Here is a 20,815-nt window from a genome sequence, read left to right as displayed (position 1 = left end):
AAAAAATTTATGAAAATTTTAGCAATTGAAAAAGAAAACTCCGAAATAACTGCAGAACAATTCACTGAAAAAATTCTTAAAGACGAAGCTATAAAAGTGTGGGAACTCCACCAGAATGGAGTAATCCGTGAGTTGTACTTTAATGAAGATGAGCATAAAGCGGTATTAATTATGGAGTGCAATGATGTTAATGAAGCAAAAGAAATTCTAAAAACTTTTCCCTTGGTAAAAGAAGGATTGATTTCTTTTGAAGTAATTCCATTGATTCCGTACGATGGTTTTGCCAGATTATTTTCATAACAAATTAATTTTGAAAATGTATAAAAAATATTCCCTGCTCTGGTTATTTCTGCCGGTACTGGCAATTTTAAACGGTACAGCAAGACAATTTCTTTATGCAGGATTTACTGGTCAATTTCTGGCGCATCAAATTTCCTCGTTAATTTTAATCATTCTGATATTTGAAGCAACGCGGCTATTTAATATTAGATGGAAACTTGAATCATCAAAGCAAGCATTAATTATTGGAACCATATGGCTTTTTATGACTTTGATTTTTGAATTTGGCTTTGGTCATTATCTTGCGCGAAAAACATTGGAACAGCTTTTCCAGGAATATAATATTTTGGAAGGAAGATTGTGGCTTCTTGTTTTGTTGTTCACCTTCCTGTCTCCCTATATCGTTTATAAATCATCCTTGCTTCAAAAAACTTCCTCTAAATAAAAAATAACATATAGAAAAATTAAACTCCTACTGGTTTTAATCCTTCTTATTTATTTGTAAATTCCGCAAGAAAAAATAATAACTGTTTTAAGGAATTGAACCGTGAAGATAAAATTACTTATCAATTTTAAATTGGTATTCTCAGTTTTTATGTTGCTCACCGCTACAAAATTTTTCTCACAAGAAAATTCAATTAGAGAAATTAATTCAATTTACCTTTCAGGTTTTTCCGTCCTTCCACCTTTTGATGAACAAGTAAAAAATTTTTTATATGATCCTGAAGTAAAAATTCAAATCAATGCTCCTTCACCAGAAAAGTTTGATATAAACAAACCAGTTGGTATAGCATTATTTGCATTACCAAATGGTAATTCCACTGATTGGACATTTGGCAAGAAACTTAAAGCTGGTGATGATTGGCATTACGATATACAGCACATTGGTGCACAAACAAGATTTCTTAGAGAACATAATCTTGATTACAACCTGGTAACAGTTTATCTGGAAACAACCCAGCTAAGTTGGCCCACGTGGAGATCAAATCATTCTAATAATGCTGCACTCATAAGAAACATTGTTGATTCCATTAAAAATATTTTTGCGGATAATAATCCATTTGTTGTACTAACCGGGCATAGCGGTGGCGGTAGTTTTACTTTTGGATTTATGAATGGCGGCTCAACTATACCGGATTATATTGAAAGAATTTCTTTCCTTGATAGCGACTACAATTATGATAACAATTATGGAGAAAAACTTCTTACCTGGCTGAACGCCTCTCCAAAACATTTCCTAAGTGTGCTTGCATACAACGATAGCATAGCTTTGTACAATGGATTGCCGGTGGTTAGCCCTACCGGTGGAACATGGTATCGCAGTAAATTGATGCAGAATTATTTTAAGAATTATTTTCAATTTACATCCGAGGAGAATTCCGATTTTATAAAATATACCGCCCTTGATGGAAGGATAAAATTTATTCTTAAACATAATCCGGAAAGAAAAATTCTTCACACAGTTCAGGTTGAGCTAAATGGTTTCATCCAGGGAATGGTTTCCGGAACATCATTGGAAGGTGTGGATTATGTTTATTATGGCAGCCGGGCTTACACACAATATGTTCAATCAAATCTTTATCAGGTTAAACAATTAACAATTCCTGCGCGTCCCGCTGGAGCAAAAACCGGTACGCAGTTTATGCAGTTTGTAAATAATATGTCTTTTGATGATAGAGAAACTGAAATTTTTAATGAAATATCTAAAGGAAATATTCCGGACTTTCTAAGGATTTTAAGAACAAATCGTTCTTCATTTAATGATGTAAACGGAGCTTTGCATAAATGTTATTACCAGGTAATGCCGGATTATCTTGCAATCGGTTCAAACGATGATTTCTGCCGGGTACCTATGGGACCAAAGACTGCACAGAAACTCGCTACTCTTTTTGGTGCAACAATGCCAACTCCAAAACTTGTTGATGATATTTATTTGAACGCTGATTTAAAACTTACACCAGTTTCTTACTTGCCGGTTGGTAATGCAAACGAACTTGTAACAAAATTTATTGAACACAACCAGGCAATTGAACAACAAAGAATTTCTTCCGGTAAACCACTTGGAGTTGTGGTGGGAGGAATTAAAAAAGATGTTGTAATCAGTAACAAGATTGTTGATCCAGCTAAACCAAACCACGTTGTAATTTACGGCTGGCATAAATTGGATGGTACACCAATCCAACCGGTTTATAATGGACACATTGATAGTTATGTGGATTACAGCCACGGTATTCGGCTCCTGAGTAAGGAAATTATAATAGATAGTTTGCTCACTACAGTTTCAGATGTTTTAAGAGATTCCGTTAAATATAAAATTCTTAGCAATGAGTCCGGACAAATGTATCAACCAAGTTATTTTAGGGAATTGAATATACCATATACACCGCAATCATTCGGTATTAAAACTGAAGGAAGCACTGCTTTAAGAATTATTGTAAAACCGGATACATCAGTAAAAACTTACAAAGTAAAAATCGGTAAAGATGGATTAACCTTTGGTAAAACTGTTACACTTCAACCGGATAATTTAATAGTCACCAATCTTCAAACCGATTCTTTATTCTTCATCAAAATTGTTGCAAGCAATTCTGCCGGTGATTCTCCCCCATCTGAGGTATTAGCCGGCGTTCCTTCAACTGAAGTTAATGCAAAGTTGATTATTGTTAACGGATTCGACAGAGCTTCTACAGGAAACACATTTAATTTTATCCGGCAACATGCAACGGCATTTCATCAAAATAATTTCAAATCGTTTTGTTCAGCTACCAACAACGCAATTATCGATGGATTATTTAATTTGAATGATTACTCAGCCGCAGACTATATCCTTGGAGAAGAAAGCACAGTTGATGAAACATTCAGCGTAGCAGAACAAACCAAAGTAAAAAGTTTTCTTTCCAACGGTGGAAAACTATTTGTTACCGGAAGTGAAGTTGCCTGGGATCTGGATTACAAAGGAACTACCAGCGATAAAAGTTTCATCAACAATTTTCTTAAAATAAAATATGCGGCAGATGCGCCTAATGGTGCCGCCGGAACGATTTATCAAACCGAGCCTTTGATCAATTCCATCTTTAGCGGAATTAGCTCTTTTTATTTTGATAATGGAACACAGGGCACAATAAACGTAAAATATCCGGACGTAGTTAAGCCGGTAAATAATGGGATTGGTTTGCTAAAATATGTTGGAGTTGATACTTCTGCTGGCTATGCAGGAATTTATTTTGAAGGAGTTTTTACAGGTGGAAGCACACCTGGCAAACTTGTCTGTTTCGGATTCCCGTTCGAAACCGTCTATCCGCAAAGCAAAAGAACGGAAGTTGCAAAAAAGATTATTGACTTTTTTGATCTTACAACTAAAGTTGATGAGGAATTTATTTCATCTTCTCCAAAGCAATTTTTTCTTTCACAAAACTATCCAAACCCATTTAACTCGACAACAATAATAGAATATTCTGTTCCATTAAACGCCAGAAATGAAATGTCCAATGTATCCTTAAAAGTATTTGATATTTTAGGAAAAGAAATTGCAACACTAGTTGATGAAAAGAAATCATCGGGAAGTTATAAAGTAACTTTCGATGCCAGCTACCACACAGCGGGATTACCAAGCGGTATTTATATCTACAGATTGAAAGCGGGCAATTATGTTGATGTAAAGAAATTTATTTTATTAAAATAAAGATGATCCACAAAGCCTATTTTAGATTTTATGAAGAACTGAATGATTTCCTTCCAGCCGAAAAAAGAAAAATCAAATTCACTCACGAGTTCATAGACCAAACTTCTATTAAAGATATGATTGAATCTCTTGGTGTTCCTCATACGCAAATTGATCTTATTCTTGTTAATAGCTGCTCGGTTGATTTTGAATATTTAGTTCAGGATAAAGATGACATCAGTGTTTACCCGGTGTTTGAATCTATTGATATTTCTGGCATTCAACACCTTCGTAATAAACCATTAAGAGAGCCAAAGTTTATTCTGGATGTTCATCTTGGAAAGTTAGCCCGGCACTTAAGAATGCTTGGTATTGATGCGAGCTATCGGAATAATTTCCTTAAAGAAGAATTGGTAAATAGTTCTTTGGAAGAAAAAAGAACAATTCTTACTAAGGATAGAAATATTTTAAAGCGAAATGAAATTACTCACGGTTACTGGATTAGAAATGATAATCCAGTAGAACAAGTAAAAGAAATTATCCTGCGGTTCGATTTGAAAAATGAAATAAAGGAATTCACCCGCTGTCTGGAATGCAACAATTTACTTACAGAAGTACATAAATCTGATATTGAAAACGAACTGCCGCCAATGGTAAAAGAAATTCAAAATGAATTTTTCCAATGCCCGGTATGTAAAAGAATTTTTTGGAAAGGTTCACATTATAAAAAGATGAAAGCACTTATCAAAAAATTCTGGAATTGAATAAAAAAAATCTCGGCATAAATGACGGGATTTCCTAGAATCAAATCTTCTTTATCTTTACTAAAGTAACTCCGTGACTCGGAACGAAACTTCTGTATGCACTATCAAATACTCCAACATCTTTCTGCCGCCATAAATCTCTTACTAAACACTTGCCATTTAATCCAAACTCAGAAAAGTTTGCAGTTACTTCCGCTTTCTTTGTTCCTCGATTAAATAATCCAACAGCTTTCGATTCGTCTTCCAAATCTTTTACCCACACTTCTAAATCGCCAACTTTAGACACTCTTGCTGCCTGCTTTCCAAGTATATCCTGATTTACATCAAGCACTTCATCATTGGTTAATAATCCGAGAGTAAAATCATCAAGCTGAGTCATATCGCAGCCTATCAGGAGCGGAGAAGATAGCAAGCACCACAAACTGATGTGCGTGTATTGTTCGTTTGGACTTAACCTGGTTGGATGAAGATTTGGTCCCCAGCCAACCATTCCAACCACAAGCATATCCGGATCGTTCCAATTGCCAGGCTTTGCATATTTTTCGTGCCCAACCTGATTAAATCCAATTGATGACATACTTTCCCATGTATCTGTTATATCGCCTGTAGTTCGCCAGCAGTTGCCTCCAACATAATTACCCCATTCCCACACATTTCCCATTCCGTACTGACAGAGACTGTAAACAATATCCCGGTTTACTTTATTTAACGCTGAGCGCATCACTTCATAAGGTTTCTTCAACTCGGTTAGACTTTCATCTTTTGCAATATCATCGTAAGAACACCAGTCATACTTCAGGTAATCAACGCCCCACTCTGAATAGCTAAAAGCATCTTGCTCTTCGTGCTGATAACTTCCGACACAACCACCGCAGGTTAAAGGACCGGGAGAAGAATAAATTCCCATCTTTAAACCTTTGCTGTGAATATAATCCCCAAGATTTTTCATATTCGGAAATTTTTTGTTTGTGATGATCCTGCCATCGGTTAATCTTTCCGGTCCCATAAGTTCGGGGTTACTTGAACCTGGTTTATTCTCCCAGAAGTCATCAATATTTATATAAGTCCAGCCATGATTTGCCAATCCACTTTTAACCATCGCATCTGCAGCAGCTTTTACTTTTTGCTCATCGACAGCATCCGCAAAGCAATTCCAGCTATTCCATCCAAGCGGCGGCGTTAATGCAATTTTTTCTCCAACAATAATTTTTAATTTCCTTTCATCTACACCAAGCTGGTTCTTTGCTTTTAGTGTAACATCATATTCTCCTTTCTCTTTAAGCAAACCGATTATAATGCCGGTTTTTTTTTCTAACTTTAAACCGGAAGGTAAACCATCAGCAAAAAATTCTATTGGTCTATTTCCGGTTGCTGCAATTGTAAATTGAAATGGTGAATCAGGGCGAACACCGAATATTTTCGCTCCATTTATTTTGGGTTTGGAAGAAGCTGTTGGTGTAAGTACAACATATTCTTCTGTACGGATTTTCGTATAAATATCTCTCACTTTCCACATATCATTCAAACTTTTTACTTTGTTTAATATTTTTTCTGCCTTACTATATTGCAAAGAATAATCATTCATAATTGAATTTGCGTAACGCATTGCAAATTCCTTGTAATCACCTATGAGCCAATCTTCATCCCAAATCTTATCCCTTTTTTCCCACGTGATTTCCTGAACAACATTACCTGAATTAAAATCTTTTTGTATTAACTCCCAAATTATATCCTTTGGATCTTTTTCGATAGTTGAGAAATAAAAGGCTGTTGGTCCAGCATTATTGCTAACCTTCATTAAAAATTTATTCTCCCCTTTTTTTAAATTAAGATCGATCACTTCCTGATTTGGAGCCGCACCGCGGTTTTCATTATGTTCCAAAATTTTTCCATCATTTAGCCAAACAATAATTCCATCGTCGCTACCAAGGTAAACTTTAATTGTAGTATCTCTGTTAGTAGTAATTAAACGGAAAAGATAGTTTACACAATTATCCACCTGTTCAAAATAATTTACCTTTCCATCCTTCCAATCATTCTTTATACTCCATTTCAGTTTACCATCTAAGTATGATCTCTTTAAATCAATTTCTTTTTCCGGTTCAAATGATGTTGAAAAAGAAGTATTGGGTGATGTTGCAAATGGACTTACACTATACCATACTCCAAGCTCCACCGGATTAGTTTTATTCATCTGCAATTGTGTAAGCAGCAGTTTTTCTCTTGATTGAAATAATGTTTCATACCATGTATTTTTTTTAATGTAATAATCGGGATACTGTGGATATAAAAACGAAACCATGAAAAGCATTAATAATGGGGAATAAACTATCTTGTTCATTTTAGTCTCACTAATTTGTTAAAGACTTTAGATTTATCAGTAATGAAAATAAATATTTTTATAGCAAAGAGTAACAAAAATGTTTGATGAATTATACTTATCGCGAAGAAAAAGTCAAAAAGGTAAAAGGTAAATGCAAAAAGTTAAAAAGAGAGATAATTCATAAATAGTCAAAAGTTGTTTTTAATTCTTCATTCTACGTTCTACATTCTGCACTCTCCATTCTATATATTGCGTCTGTAAAAAATCAATAAAAACAGCTATGATAATTCAAACATTTTTTTTAGTTTGCGGAAAGTTTTTATTGCTCACAATAATTGTTCGTTAACTGCATTCCAATAATCTATCGGAGTAAGCATGGAAGTTCTTGAAAATTTCTTATCGCAGGTAAGTAACTATGTTTGGGGCTACCCGCTTTTGATATTACTATTTGGCACCCACATTTTCTTAACAATAAAACTTCGCTTCATCCAAAAGTATATAGGAACAGCAATAAAAATTTCTCTGGAACGGAACAGTGAAGGAGCCGGAGATGTAAGCCAGTTTGGTGCATTAACTACCGCACTTGCAGCAACCATAGGAACCGGAAATATAGTTGGTGTTGCAACTGCAGTTGCTGCCGGTGGTCCTGGAGCAGTATTATGGATGTGGTTAACAGGGGTTTTTGGAATTGCAACAAAATATTCAGAAGCTCTCTTATCCGTTAAATATAGAATCAAAACTAAAGATGGAATGATGGCTGGCGGACCGATGTACGTTCTTGAACACGGACTTAAAGCTAAATGGCTGGGAGTTGTGTTTGCAGCATTAACTGCGGTAACAGCATTTGGAATTGGCAATATGGTGCAGGCAAACTCAATCTCCATGATGGTAAAAGAAACTTTCAATATTTCACCTTGGATTACTGGAATTCTAATGACTATTCTAACAGCCATAGTAATTATTGGCGGTATTAAATCTATCGCAAGTGTTTGTGAAAAACTCGTTCCTTTTATGGCAATTTTTTATGTTCTTGGCTGTTTGATATTATTATTTATGAATTACTCAGCTATTCCAAATACTATATCACTTATTTTTAGTTCGGCATTTACAGGTCAAGCCGCCCTGGGCGGATTCCTTGGCGCAACATTTAAGGAAGCATTACGTTATGGAGTTTCAAGAGGATTGTTTTCAAACGAATCGGGTTTAGGCAGTGCTCCAATTGTTGCAGCCGCTGCACAAACTAAAAATCCAATTCGCCAGGCACTTGTTTCATCAACCGGTACATTTTGGGATACAGTAGTTGTTTGTGCAATGACCGGTTTAGTATTAGTTAACTCTGGCGATTGGACAAAAGGACTCGTCGGAGCTTCCTTAACAAGAGCAGCATTCAGCGATATGCCGGTAATTGGACCAATTGTGTTAACGGTAGGATTACTAACATTCGTTTTTTCAACCATACTTGGCTGGTCCTATTATGGTGAAAAGGCGGCGGAATATCTTTTTGGTGTTAAAATAATCAAACCTTACAGATGGCTTTGGGTTGTTATGGTAATGGTTGGTTCAGTCTTATCACTTCCAATTGTTTGGTCATTTGCTGATATTGCAAATGGTTTAATGGCAATTCCAAATCTTATTTCTCTTATTGCTTTAAGCGGAGTATTGGTTGCAGAAACAAAAAAATATTTGTGGGATAAAAACCTGGATATGTCCAGCGATTAAAAAAATATTTGTGAGATAAATATGATATCATCCAATAAATTATTTGTTGCAAGTGCAGTTATCTTTTTAACAATTGTTAGTAATTGTTTTGCACAGGATTATCCAAAATATGGAGAGGTAATTAAGCTGCATTTATCATCAGCACCATTTCCACATCCAAACCGGGCAGAGGGACATACTTATGATAATAAACTCTATCCAGCCGATAAGCATTATTCTGATAGTACTGTTTTAATATTTATTCCAAAAGGATTTCAACCAAAAGGACCGACTGACTTTATAATATATTTTCACGGTTGGTATAATAACATTGATTCAGCCTGCAAGCAGTTCAACATAACTGAGCAATTTAGTGCCAGCAATAAAAATGCAATTCTTGTTTTTCCAGAAGGTCCCAAAGATGCACCAGATTCCTTTGGTGGCAAATTAGAAGATGAAAATGGTTTTGCTAATTTGATGAAAGAGATTGTTGAAAATCTTGTTATCCAGAAAAAAATAAAAGAGCAGGAAATTGGTAATATAATTCTTGCCGGTCATAGCGGCGCTTATCATGCTATTTCATTTATGCTGCTGCGTGGCGGATTGACGGAAAAGATAAAAGAGGTTTTTCTTTTTGATGCCTTATACGGACAGACTGAAAAGTATGTTTATTGGTTAACAAAATACAATGGGAAATTGATAAACATTTATACAAAAGATGGCGGTACTAAATGGGAAAGTGAAAATTTAATTGAAGATTTAAAAGGATGGGGAATTCCTTTTATTGCCAAAGATGAAGTAGAAATAACCGCGGATGAATTAAAAAACAACAAATTGATTTTCCTTTATTCACAACTCGGTCATAACGATGTTATCAGCAAAAATAAAAACTGGATGAAGTTTTTACAATCCTCCTGCTTTAGCGATTTGAAGTAAAAATGATTGGGTAATAAGGTATAACTTGTTTGAGTCTTTCTTTGGAAAAAACCTGCTGAAATCATACATTTACACTTGAAAAAAAAATTCAAAAGTATATTTATTGTAATGTTTTAAGTGAAATATTCTTTTAAAAAGCTTTGGGAATCGGAAATCCAAATTTCAATTAGCAATAAAATCTTTCCGGAAAACAAACTCGTAGTTGTTCATTATTTCTTTAGCAAGTTTTTATTAAACATAGATTTTACTTTTTCAATAATAAACAAATAGGAATAGTATGATAAAAAAAATCAAACAAATATTTCTGACCTCGAACTCAGTCCGGCGCAATTATTTACTCTTTATGATGTTTTTATTTGCAGCCATATATCTATGGTTTCCAGGTCAGGCTTCTGGTGAATCTGCTAAAGGAACAGCAGAAAAAGGATTCTCACCATTCGCATTATTTTTCGATCCAAAATATACTACATTGGAAATATTTGCATTGCTGACAGTATTAGTAATTGCAATTGCAGGATTGTTTTATGCCTTAATGCTTGTTAAACAAGTAAAAAAAGCTGATCAGGGCACACCAAAGATGCAGGCAATTGCTGCCGCAGTTCGCGAAGGCGCAAATGCATATCTTTCTGCTCAATTTAAACGGATTGGTCCACTAATCATTATAATCACAATCTTGCTCTTTGTAACTTACACTGGTGCAGAAAATGCATTCCGCTGGGGACGTGCCGCTGCATTTTTGGTGGGTGCACTTTTCAGTTGGGCTGTAGGTTATAATGGAATGAGCCTTGCTACTCAAGGTAATTTACGTGTTGCAGCGGCAGCTAAAAGAAGCTATGGCGAAGCAATGCAGCTTGGTTATAGAACCGGAACAATTACAGGTATGCTAACCGATGGTCTTGGTTTGTTGGGTGGCACAATGATCTTTATGATCTTTGGCGATGTTGCTTACGAAGCTCTTCTTGGCTTTGGATTTGGCGGAACACTTCTAGCTTTATTTATGAGAGTTGGTGGAGGCATTTATACTAAAGCTGCTGATGTTGGTGCTGACCTTGTTGGTAAAATCGAAAAAGATATTCCTGAAGATGATCCACGTAATGCTGCTACTATTGCAGATAACGTTGGCGATAATGTAGGCGATTGCGCAGGAATGGCTGCAGATATTTTTGAAAGCTACGAAGTTACAATTGTTGCAGCAATGATTCTTGGTATGGCTACTTTCGGTCATAAAGGAGTAATCTTTCCGCTGCTCGTACGCGGTATTGGTGTTCTTGGTTCTATCATTTCTACATACACGGTTAAAGCTGGTCCAAACGATACTTCGGATACAGCACTTAAAAGTGTTCACCGTGGTTTCTGGATTGGTTCGGTCATTTCCGTGTTAGGATTTTTCTTACTTGGATTTGGCTATCTTCATTTTCCAGAAGGATACTTTGATGCTACCAAAATTGCAGATATGGTAAAACAAGGTTTCTGGGCTGTAGATCCAAAGAACCTGCCTTTCCTTGCAAACTTTGGAGTTATTGGACTTGATTTGCGTCCAGCCTGGACTTGTTTAATTGGAGTTTTCTTAGCAATTGGATTAAACAAAGTCACAAGTTATTATACTCATACAAGTCATTCGCCTGTAAAGAGCCTTGCAAAAGCTTGTACAACAGGACACGCAACTAACATCATCCAAGGGTTTGCTGTTGGTTATGAAAGCACAGTAGTTTCAATTGTAGTAATAGCTGTTGCAATTCTACTTTCAGTATTAACTTATGCAGGCACGCCACCATTGTACATCGCTTACGGTGTAGCAATGACAGGAATTGGAATGCTTACATTAACTGGAAATACAATTTCGATGGATGTATTTGGACCTGTAGCTGATAATGCAAATGGAATTGGTGAAATGGGTTACGATAAAGATGAAATGGAAAAAGAACAACCAGGCAGTTACAAACGCGCTCGTCAAATTCTTGCCGATCTTGATGCAGTTGGTAATACAACAAAAGCAGAAACAAAAGGAATCGCTATCGGTTCCGCTGTAATTGCGGCTGTATCTCTCTTTGCAAGTTTTATTGCAGTAATAGCAGTTGGCAGTGAAGATAAAATTAGAGATATGAACGTCACTCAATATTTAATTGAAGCTGGAAAAATAACCGTTGCTAATCCGGTTGTATTTATCGGGTTCTTAATTGGCGGCGCGGTTCCATTTTTATTCAGCAGTATGCTTATCCGTGCGGTTGGAAGAGCAGCTTTTTATATCGTTCACGAATGCCGAATTCAGTTCCGCGATAAAGAAATCTGGGCTGGAACAAAAAAACCGGATTATGGTAGAGTTGTTGATATTTGTACACAGACAGCTCAAAAAGAATTAATTGGTCCCGGATTCCTTGCAATAGCAACACCTCTCTTTGTTGGCTTTTTATTGGGTCCATATGCACTTGGTGGATTCCTTGCAGGAATGATTCTGGTTGGACAATTACTTGCAGTATTTATGGCTAACGCAGGTGGGGCTTGGGATAACGCAAAGAAAATGATTGAGGATGGTATCTATGGCGGCAAAGGTTCGGAAGCTCATAAAGCTGCAGTTACTGGTGATACAGTAGGTGATCCTTTGAAAGACACTGCTGGACCAGCTATCAATCCTTTAATAAAAGTTATGAATATGGTTAGCTTGCTTACTTTAGGTTTGGTATTAAACTTTAATATAATCTCCCCAAAATCAGGTTCAATTGTAATCGGCATTCTAATAGTTATAGTTTGTGCAGGTGCAATTGGCTGGGCAGTATGGCAAAGTAAAAGAGAATCAGATTATCCTGAAGAACAAGCTTAGAGTTAACATTAAGTTACATTATTTAAAGGCATCCGATATGGGTGCCTTTTTTATTTTAGTTCTTTCTTAGTTAATTACCGCCGAAATAAATAATACTTTCATTGATGAATGTCTGTTCTGTTTTAAAACATTAACTTTAATAAGCTTAATATGATTTAGCATCATTAAGAATAGCAGATATCTATCAGCAATGTAATATTCCACTAATAAAGTAATCGCTCGGGGAATTGAATGATTAGAATGATATCAATAAAGAAACAGCATCAATTGCATGCTTTCGTTTTTCCAATCTTTATCGCCAGTTATAAAATATTTGCAGAGCAGGTAAATAAGATTAAATCTATCTAAAAATGTATTCGGGATCTTATCATAAGCTCTTGCCTATCAAGTTTGTGTTTTGGATAATTCCTTTTACAGGTTTTCAAAATGCAAAAATATTTCCTGATTGTTTAAAAATAAAAAACCCCAAAGCCATTACCTTGGGGTTTAAAAACTAATAAAAGATATCAGTAATTACAGATCGCCGCGTCCATAATATGGAGCGCTAAGTTTTTTGGTAATTACTCTAACTACTTCCTGCGCTTGAAGAATTGTAGTTGGTGTAGCGGGATCAGTAATTTCATTTCTTATAAAATACAGATCGTCAGCAATTCCATATGCTAAACCAATTACAGGACCGGCAAAAATAGCATCAGGAACAATTACTTCAAAAAATACAGAAGCAATTTTATCTGAACTTACCATAACAATAGGTTTGGTTAAATCATCAGTAGTAAGATACATCGTACCATCTATCGCGAAAGTCATTCCTGTAATAGAATTTGTTGTAGAATACTGTGTAAAATCGTAATAAAGTTCTTCTGCACCTAATGCATTATTGGTGATTGGATATTTAAAAATTTTAATAACATCATCGCGCTTGTTAGCCACATAAACGGCACCTTGAAATACTCTTAATGCAATAACTTCGCCACTAAAACCAAATGGTGTAACAGTTTTATCACTGGTTTTTATTCTGTATAAATTATTATTGGCTTTACTTCCACCAGCCCAAATGTATCCTTTATTATCAAAATCAAAATCAATTATTTCACCTAACCCAGTTGTAATCCAGGCTGCTGGTTTAATACCTTTAAGTACCAGAAACAAAGCTTTTTTTCTTCCCCAACTTCCAACTAAAGAATCAGTTCCTTTTATTTTTAATGATGTGAAGAATGTTTCAGCTCCTTTATCCGCAAACTCTGTCTCAGTACCATTCGGTTCAATTTTAACAATGCCTTTACCTAAACCTAATTCTGTTTTAGATGCGTAAGCATTCCCTGCTTTATCAAATGTAAGAGCGAAAATTTTTCTATTCTTCTTTACAAACACATTACCTGCGGCTACTCTTAATTTATATTGTGGGGGATTATCATTAAAAAAATCAGAATGCAGTGTTGTAACTTTAATAAACAAGGTGTCCTTCGGATTGTTAGGTGCGATTACTAATAATCTTGTGGGAGAAGCTTCCAGTACTTTAGCCCTTGCAGATCCAAAGTAAACTAGATTTTCATCAAGCACCGTAGAAAAATTTTCCCCGGTGATTTCAACGTAATCAACACCTGCAAGGCATTCGCTTGGAGGATTGAGCGTTGTAATTTTTGGCTGGGCGCCCAGCGGTGGTTGTTGAGTTTTATAAAGGCTTTCAGTTGTTTCTTCATTGCAACCGATAATAAAGGTTGTAAGCAAAACTATTGCTGCAAGGCTTTTCAATACTTTCATCAAATTTGAATTGTAAAATTTCATTTTCATTTTTTTTACCAAAATATTTGTTGCTAATTTATATATTAATTACAACTATTATATTAAACACTAAAATGCAAATTGCACTGTAACTCTGTGAACGTCTTTGAAACCATCTGTAAACGGAGTATAACCATAATCTGCTGCTAACCAAATACCGGAAATTCTTTGCTGTACTCCAAATCCTGCTGTAAAATCATGAACATCATTTGGAGTTGAAAAACCGGCTCTTAAAGCAATGGTTTTCATAAATAAATATTCAGCACCAATGTTAATCTGTTGATCAAAATCCCTTGGATGAACGGCATCTATGTTTAAGGATAAGGAGTGCATATCCGGATTCACATCGATGAGGTCCATCGCATTAAAAGACATACCTACTTTAAAAGTAAGTGGCAACTCAAAATTTTCTTTTTCAAATTTTGTTTCTTTAGAAAAGTTTCTAATAGACATTGCAAAATTAAGGCTCTTATAACCAGTATGATATAACACTCCGATATCGAAAGCAAAGGTATTAGCACGAGCATTAACTACTGTTTTAGAACCATCACCTGCTAAACCAATAAGTCCGCTTCCTAAATCCTGATACACATATTTAACGTTTCCACCAACAGCAAATTTATCTGATAAGGCTTTGGCATATCCAACTCCAAACGCAAAAGCAGATGGGCTGAATAAACCAGTTTCAATAAAACCTTGTTCATTATCAGCAATGATTGTTCCAACCATATCACCATAATCGACTGTCTGGAAGAAAAATCCAAACACACCATATTGTCCTTGGGATGGACTAAAAGCGATACTTCCATATAAATGGTTTATATCTGCTATCCACTTTGTATTGCCAACAGATGCGCTTACAAGATCTGTTAAACGCGCCATGCTTGCAGGATTAAAAAACATAGAGGAGGAAGTTCCTTCAAGCGCTGTTACTGCATCGCCCATTGCACTTGCTCGTGCATCGCTGCCAATGCTTAAAAATTTCATTCCGGTCTGGGCTAATTTTTGTTGCTGACCGAATGTAGCTGTTGTTAGAATTGTAAAGAATAAACAGCTAATGCCAATTGATATAATATATTTTCTCATTATTTCACACCCGTTTAATAGTGAAAATTTCTCTTTATCTAACAATAACGAATTTAATAATTTCTCTTTCGCCTGTAGTTTTATCTTCAACTATGGCTATATACACACCAGGAGCCACAATTTGGTTTGATGACGTATTAGAATACCAGTAAGCATCACCGCTTCCATCAGTATGTTCGATGGTGGCGATCAATTCTCCTAATTCTGTGTATATCTTTATTGTGCAAACACCAGGTATGTTATAGAATGCCAATTTATCTCTTTCAAGATCACTAAATCTAAGTCTGTCGTTAATACTTGATGATAAATGGAATGGATTAGGAACAACTCTAATCTGGCTTAAGCTTGTACCAGCTTGTCTTTTTAGGTTAGCGGGATCGTATGTTTGAGAATAATATCGGCTGCTTGTCAACTTCTTAGCCCATATTCCTAAGTTAGGATCCGCTGGAATTACATCTCCGACTGAAACTAAATAATAATAATAAGAAAAACCGCGAACCGGAGTTAAATCGTTGTAGCTTCTAACACTTACATCTGATGTTTCAAATATTTTTGTATAAATGCTATCGTATCTACCGGCTGCTCTCCAAACCTCAAAACCACGCAGGTTCGGATCACTTTCAAAAACTTCCCAATTAAGAATAATTCTATCTCCACCTGAGCTTACATTAAATATTTTAGGAGGTAATGGAGAAGCCGGAATATTGTAGCCGGATTTGTAGTTTGCAATTGCACGGCGAAAAGTAAGAAATAAAGAATCTTTTCCCCAAAGAACTCTTTTATTTTTTTTCAAGTTAGCCGCATCTTTTAATCCCTGGTTGCTACCTGCAGCAGTAAATTCTTTTTTATACTCTCTTCCATATTCAACACATTTGTTCCAGCTTAATCCATTTACAGCTTCTGCAACTACAATTACAACGCTATCACCAGGTGCTAAAGTATATGGACCGTAGCCATTAGCATAGGAGAAACCACCAGGTGTTCCAAGTGCAGGATCTACTCCAGCTCCTGTTGAAAAATCACCATCAGCATCAGCTTTATCTGCATGACGAGGTGATTTGTGTCCTTTGGATATCCAACCATATTCACTTTCATTTTTCTTTTTATCATATTCATTATTGCCCGATGTATTTGGTTCATCTGAACCTTCGTAGGAAGTTGTTGATGGCTGATTAGGATCATCTGATCTATCTGTAACTGATTTATCAGCATGAATAGTAACAACACCAACAAACTGAGGAGCTGCTAGTCTTCCAATTGTATCTGCTGCAGAAACATCAACAGCTTTTGTCCAGAGCGGTCCACCTAAATTATCATACGTTGTAAATGCAGGGAAAGGACCATGCCATGCAAATTGAGCTCTTAATCCATCCGGATTATCCGGATCAACCTTAACACCATCGCCCCTGGCATCCATCATCGTGTTCATTCCCCAGCCAGTGCCGTTTCCAATTTCGTATCTGGAGTTTGCACAAGGAGCAATTCTCCATTGAAGATAAAGATAAACACCAGTTAAAGTTTTACCCGGTAATTCAATAACATCATCCGCATTTATATTGCCGGTATTTTTTAATGTATATTCAAAAATATGGTAGTTATCATTAAACTCCTGACTCCATTGCATAATCTTTCGTGTCATTGTAATGCCGGTTTTTGTATTAGTAACATTAATCAGCATTCTATCGCACGGAAGCGTTGGATCGACACGGTTTACATCCGATGGTTCAATTTCACTCAATAGCCCATCTGTATAAGCTTGTGGTGCTTCAAATTTACTTACTAACTCAAATTTTATTGGAGTAAATTCTACAAAACCTTTAACACGAGGACCAACGTGAACTACTTTGAAGGGATAAACATCCCCGGTTTCATCTGTAAAATTTGTAGTTGCTATCCATAATGCTTTTGCAGCCTGGTTATCTGTGTGTTCATAAACTGCAGGCCAGCGCATTCCATATTGTTGTTCCAATCGCAGCCCTTCTTCAATTTCACATCCAATAGATGAATACCAGTTATGAAGCGAGCCAGCCGTTAACCATTTGGTTTCCACGGTTTGAGCTTTGGAACTAACCGGCATTAAGAATACAGCTAATAGCAACAAACTTAACATCGGGATAATTCTTTTAGTAAAACTTATTTTCATTTTTTCCTCTACAATTTTTCAAACTTTATATTTACTTACCGCCCCAACCCTCTCTTTATGATAAGAGGGTTTGAAGGGGAGGTTACTAAAATATTTCGAAGTTCACTTTTATTCCCCAGAAAATGTCTCTGGGATTTAAGAACGTAAGATATTCCTGATTAGGCATATCGATATAAGATTTATTTTTCTTCCATTCTTCCTTTTGTGGTCCAGATGCATTCGGATCCCATGGAATGTAAGGTCCTTTCCGATAATCGCCTGGTCTGTCGTCACCATATTCATATCCCGCAGTAGGAGTTCCGTCTTCTAATTTACTGGTCCAATTTGTCCAGGGAACCTTTGCCGTACCATCAGCATTTTTAGGAAAATCAACAAATGCATCTTTAGAAAGATGTAATGAGTTGAAATATGTTTGTCTATCATTACCATTAAACCAGGCGTAATCATTCATATCTTTATAATTAAATACGTTGCTCACATCAACAAAGAATTGAATATTAGCGGGACCAATATTAAAAGTCTTGCTCAATCTTAAATCAAGGTTGTAAAAATCTAACCATTGAACGTTATTAACAACTCCTGGAAGAGATCCTCCACCAACCCAAGTATCGTAACCACCAGAGTTCCAAACACCAAGCAAATTCAATCTCCAATCCTCTAAAAGATAGAAACCGGCGAACTTTGGTCCAAATTCGCGTGGAGTAAAGAGATCAACATTAAACCTTGCATAGGGAGATGGTTTTGGTTTACTTACATAACTGTCAAGCGATGAAGCTTCATTAGCTCTTTGTGCGGTTTGATTTTGATAATAAGTTGCAAAACCAAAATGACCAGAAGTAGTAACCTGATAAGTATAATTGACAAAACCCTGGATCCAATTACCTCTATTCTTTGTTACTGTAGCTTCAAAGCCTCTAATATCTGAATAAGAGTTTGGTCTGGAAACAGAGTAACTTACCTTGCTATCTCTGCTAACATAACTAACTAAATATGATTGAAGTGAATTATCTTTATAAAAACCAGCCAGACGAATTAAGAATTGATCTATCAAGTTTTGTTCGAAACCTAACTCATATTGAATTGTCCTTGGTAAAGGATTATTAGGATCTGCAATACGGGTAACATTTTTTAAGAATGCAGGAATTCTTAATAAGTACAAGTTGTTTGGATCCGGCATTTGACGGAAATGTCCGTAGTTAAAGAATAATTTACTGTTTTCTGAAATAGGGAATGCAACACCTAAACGCGGACTTACATTAAGTATTTTTTTTGTGGGAGATTTAGTTAATAATTCATTTATATTGCTTGAATTTTCTGCTGAAAAGGCGCTTGTAAAAGTATCATAATCATACCAATCGCCACCTGCATTTGCGTAATCCAAGCGAACACCAACGTTGGCAATCATACCTTCAAATTCCAATTTATCCTGTGCATAAATAGCACCTCTAACAGGATACTTATGCCAGGTGGATTGAGAGATTGATGTTGGCAAAAATTTATCATAAGTCCAATAGTTAACATTGTTATCACTATATACAAATTCAAAACCAGTTTTAATCTGATTATATTTATCTAATTGGCTAACAAAATCGAATTTAGCAGTATAAGTTGCAGTTTTACTGGTGTCCCTGGAATCTCCAAAACCGATTGTAGTTCTCAATCCATTTATACCAGTTGCAACTTTGTAAGATCCATCAAACATTCCAAATGGAGCTTCATCTATGTAATAATTATTTCCAAACTTGTAAATCATAGAAGTATCGCGCCATCTATCAGTAACTGTGCTGTAGTTAGATGCAAATCTGCTTAAAGAAAATTCATAGAATGTTGTAGAGCTAAGTGCGTGTGTAAATTTAAGTCCTTGCATATCTCTCTTAACTACCGAAGGGGAAAAATATGAAGGTGAAAAAATTCTGGAATTTGTATATTGCTCGTTATTCATCACAGAAGCAACACCGCTGGTTGAAGAGAAAATACCAGGACCACCGGATCGAGTAATATTGGTTCCGCGTTGTTCGCCAAATAAAATGTCGAATGATAACTTCATCCCTTTATAAATATCAGAAGTTACTTTACCCTGGAAGTTAAAGTCTCTGTACCAATCTGTTGCTAATGGTATTAGTAACATGTTTTGAGACTGACGGTAAGAGGCGGCAAATCTAAGATCGCCTAAATATTTTCCACCAGGCACAGGTCCGGCAACTGTTGCATCAATATCATAATCTGGCTGTCTGATATCAATCAATCTTCTAAACTGCCAAAGATAAACACGCTGGGCAGCTTGAGGAGTAAGATCATCATTAGGATCATTATTTTTTAAAGTTTTTTCTGCAATAGAAATCCAGCCTTCAAATTGTGGAAATTGTTTTTGTTTAAATTCATCCCAGGCACCGTTTTGAGTCCCCGTCCAACATACTGATGGATCCACGTAAGGTTTAACCCAGTAGGATTCGATATCATTTGGCGAATGTCCAAAATGTTTCTGTGCGATCGGGCTATACCTTCCAAGAATGCTTACCGAATATCTATCCTTTTTACCTTCTTTAGTTGTTGCAGTTATTAGACCAGCCCTGATGTTTCCATATTCAGCATTAAAACCACCAGTCTGGATTTGAATATCTTCAATTGAAGTAAAACTAATACCGGTATATGGTGTGTTATCTCTTTCATCTCTAAGAGTTAAACCATTCAACATAAATGCACTTTGATCTGCTGAGCCACCACGAATAAGTGGACCAGAAGCACCAGCTTGAATACCAGCCTGCAAACCAATTATTCTTGCTGCACTAACTACTGGCAGGTTTTGGATCTCTTCAATATTTAAGTTAACTCTGCTGTAAGAAACGTCTTTTTGAACAACAGGTTGAGTTGCTACAATAACAACCTCTGCAGTTGTTATTGAAGATTCATTTAACGTAACATTTAATTCTGTTGTTTGATCGATGTTGACTCTGGTTCCAACCACTGATGATGAATTATATCCAATAAGTGAAACTTTTATTGTGTAAGTACCCGGTGTAGCATTCACTATTGCATAATATCCATCAAGATTAGTAGCAGCACCTAATGGTGTGCCCTCCACAATAACGTTTGCACCAACCAAAGCCTCACCGGTTTTACCATCCTTTATATATCCGGCTATCTTTCCATATTGTGCAAATACATCAGCAGTTATTAGTATGAGTGCGATCAACAAGGTTTGTAACAATAATCTCATCTTTTCATTCTCCTATTTATAAGAAGATTATTTCTGGCAGAATCTTTGGAAACAGGGCTTAATTAAATTAGATTTTTCTAAAAAATTCTGCATCGACCTAAAATTTAT

The 20,815-nt window shown here is 35.9% G+C and carries 12 protein-coding genes; 7 read left to right on the top strand and 5 right to left on the bottom strand.

Going from position 1 to position 20,815, the window contains the following annotated elements:
- Positions 1 to 9: 9 nt before the first annotated feature.
- From NTX22_16825 to NTX22_16810, 4 genes are all read left to right on the top strand, one after another.
- Complete coding sequence (locus NTX22_16825) at positions 10 to 300, top strand: hypothetical protein (GenBank protein MCX6152192.1); 291 nt, start codon at positions 10 to 12, stop codon at positions 298 to 300.
- 16 nt (positions 301 to 316) lie between these two features.
- Positions 317 to 724, top strand: coding sequence for a hypothetical protein (locus NTX22_16820; GenBank protein ID MCX6152191.1), 408 nt, complete (start codon positions 317 to 319; stop codon positions 722 to 724).
- Between the two features lie 102 nt (positions 725 to 826).
- Positions 827 to 3,961 carry a T9SS type A sorting domain-containing protein gene (locus NTX22_16815; GenBank protein MCX6152190.1) on the top strand — a complete coding sequence of 1,045 codons (3,135 nt, stop codon included), beginning with the start codon at positions 827 to 829 and terminating at the stop codon, positions 3,959 to 3,961.
- Between the two features lie 2 nt (positions 3,962 to 3,963).
- Positions 3,964 to 4,704: a twitching motility protein PilT gene (locus tag NTX22_16810; GenBank protein MCX6152189.1), complete on the top strand. Its 741-nt coding sequence runs from the start codon at positions 3,964 to 3,966 to the stop codon at positions 4,702 to 4,704.
- A 40-nt stretch (positions 4,705 to 4,744) separates the two neighbouring features.
- On the opposite strand, the gene NTX22_16805 is transcribed toward NTX22_16810, so the two are convergent.
- Entirely contained in the window at positions 4,745 to 7,045 is a 2,301-nt protein-coding gene (locus NTX22_16805; protein MCX6152188.1) for a putative Ig domain-containing protein, read from the bottom strand.
- A gap of 357 nt (positions 7,046 to 7,402) precedes the next feature.
- Between NTX22_16805 and NTX22_16800 the strand changes: the two genes are divergently transcribed.
- The 3 genes from NTX22_16800 (at position 7,403) to NTX22_16790 (ending at position 12,479) form a co-directional block, all read left to right on the top strand.
- Complete coding sequence (locus NTX22_16800; protein MCX6152187.1) at positions 7,403 to 8,746, top strand: sodium:alanine symporter family protein; 1,344 nt, start codon at positions 7,403 to 7,405, stop codon at positions 8,744 to 8,746.
- Between the two features lie 21 nt (positions 8,747 to 8,767).
- Positions 8,768 to 9,661, top strand: coding sequence for a hypothetical protein (locus NTX22_16795; GenBank protein MCX6152186.1), 894 nt, complete (start codon positions 8,768 to 8,770; stop codon positions 9,659 to 9,661).
- Between the two features lie 277 nt (positions 9,662 to 9,938).
- Entirely contained in the window at positions 9,939 to 12,479 is a 2,541-nt protein-coding gene (locus tag NTX22_16790; protein MCX6152185.1) for a sodium-translocating pyrophosphatase, read from the top strand.
- A 513-nt stretch (positions 12,480 to 12,992) separates the two neighbouring features.
- On the opposite strand, the gene NTX22_16785 is transcribed toward NTX22_16790, so the two are convergent.
- The 4 genes from NTX22_16785 to NTX22_16770 all read right to left on the bottom strand — a co-directional run bounded on the left by NTX22_16785 (position 12,993) and on the right by NTX22_16770 (position 20,707).
- Entirely contained in the window at positions 12,993 to 14,270 is a 1,278-nt protein-coding gene (locus NTX22_16785; GenBank protein MCX6152184.1) for an IPT/TIG domain-containing protein, read from the bottom strand.
- A gap of 60 nt (positions 14,271 to 14,330) precedes the next feature.
- Complete coding sequence (locus NTX22_16780; GenBank protein ID MCX6152183.1) at positions 14,331 to 15,347, bottom strand: PorV/PorQ family protein; 1,017 nt, start codon at positions 15,345 to 15,347, stop codon at positions 14,331 to 14,333.
- A gap of 34 nt (positions 15,348 to 15,381) precedes the next feature.
- Positions 15,382 to 17,490 carry a hypothetical protein gene (locus NTX22_16775; GenBank protein ID MCX6152182.1) on the bottom strand — a complete coding sequence of 703 codons (2,109 nt, stop codon included), beginning with the start codon at positions 17,488 to 17,490 and terminating at the stop codon, positions 15,382 to 15,384.
- A gap of 85 nt (positions 17,491 to 17,575) precedes the next feature.
- On the bottom strand, positions 17,576 to 20,707 hold the full coding sequence (locus NTX22_16770) for a carboxypeptidase-like regulatory domain-containing protein (protein ID MCX6152181.1): 3,132 nt from the start codon (positions 20,705 to 20,707) through the stop codon (positions 17,576 to 17,578).
- Between the last annotated feature and the right edge of the window lie 108 nt (positions 20,708 to 20,815).

This window comes from Ignavibacteriales bacterium (assembly GCA_026390815.1).
Taxonomy (GTDB): Bacteria; Bacteroidota; Ignavibacteria; order Ignavibacteriales; family SURF-24; genus JAPLFH01.
The sequence above is the reverse complement of the archived record's forward strand: the minus strand, read 5'-3'. Positions and strand labels throughout refer to the sequence as shown.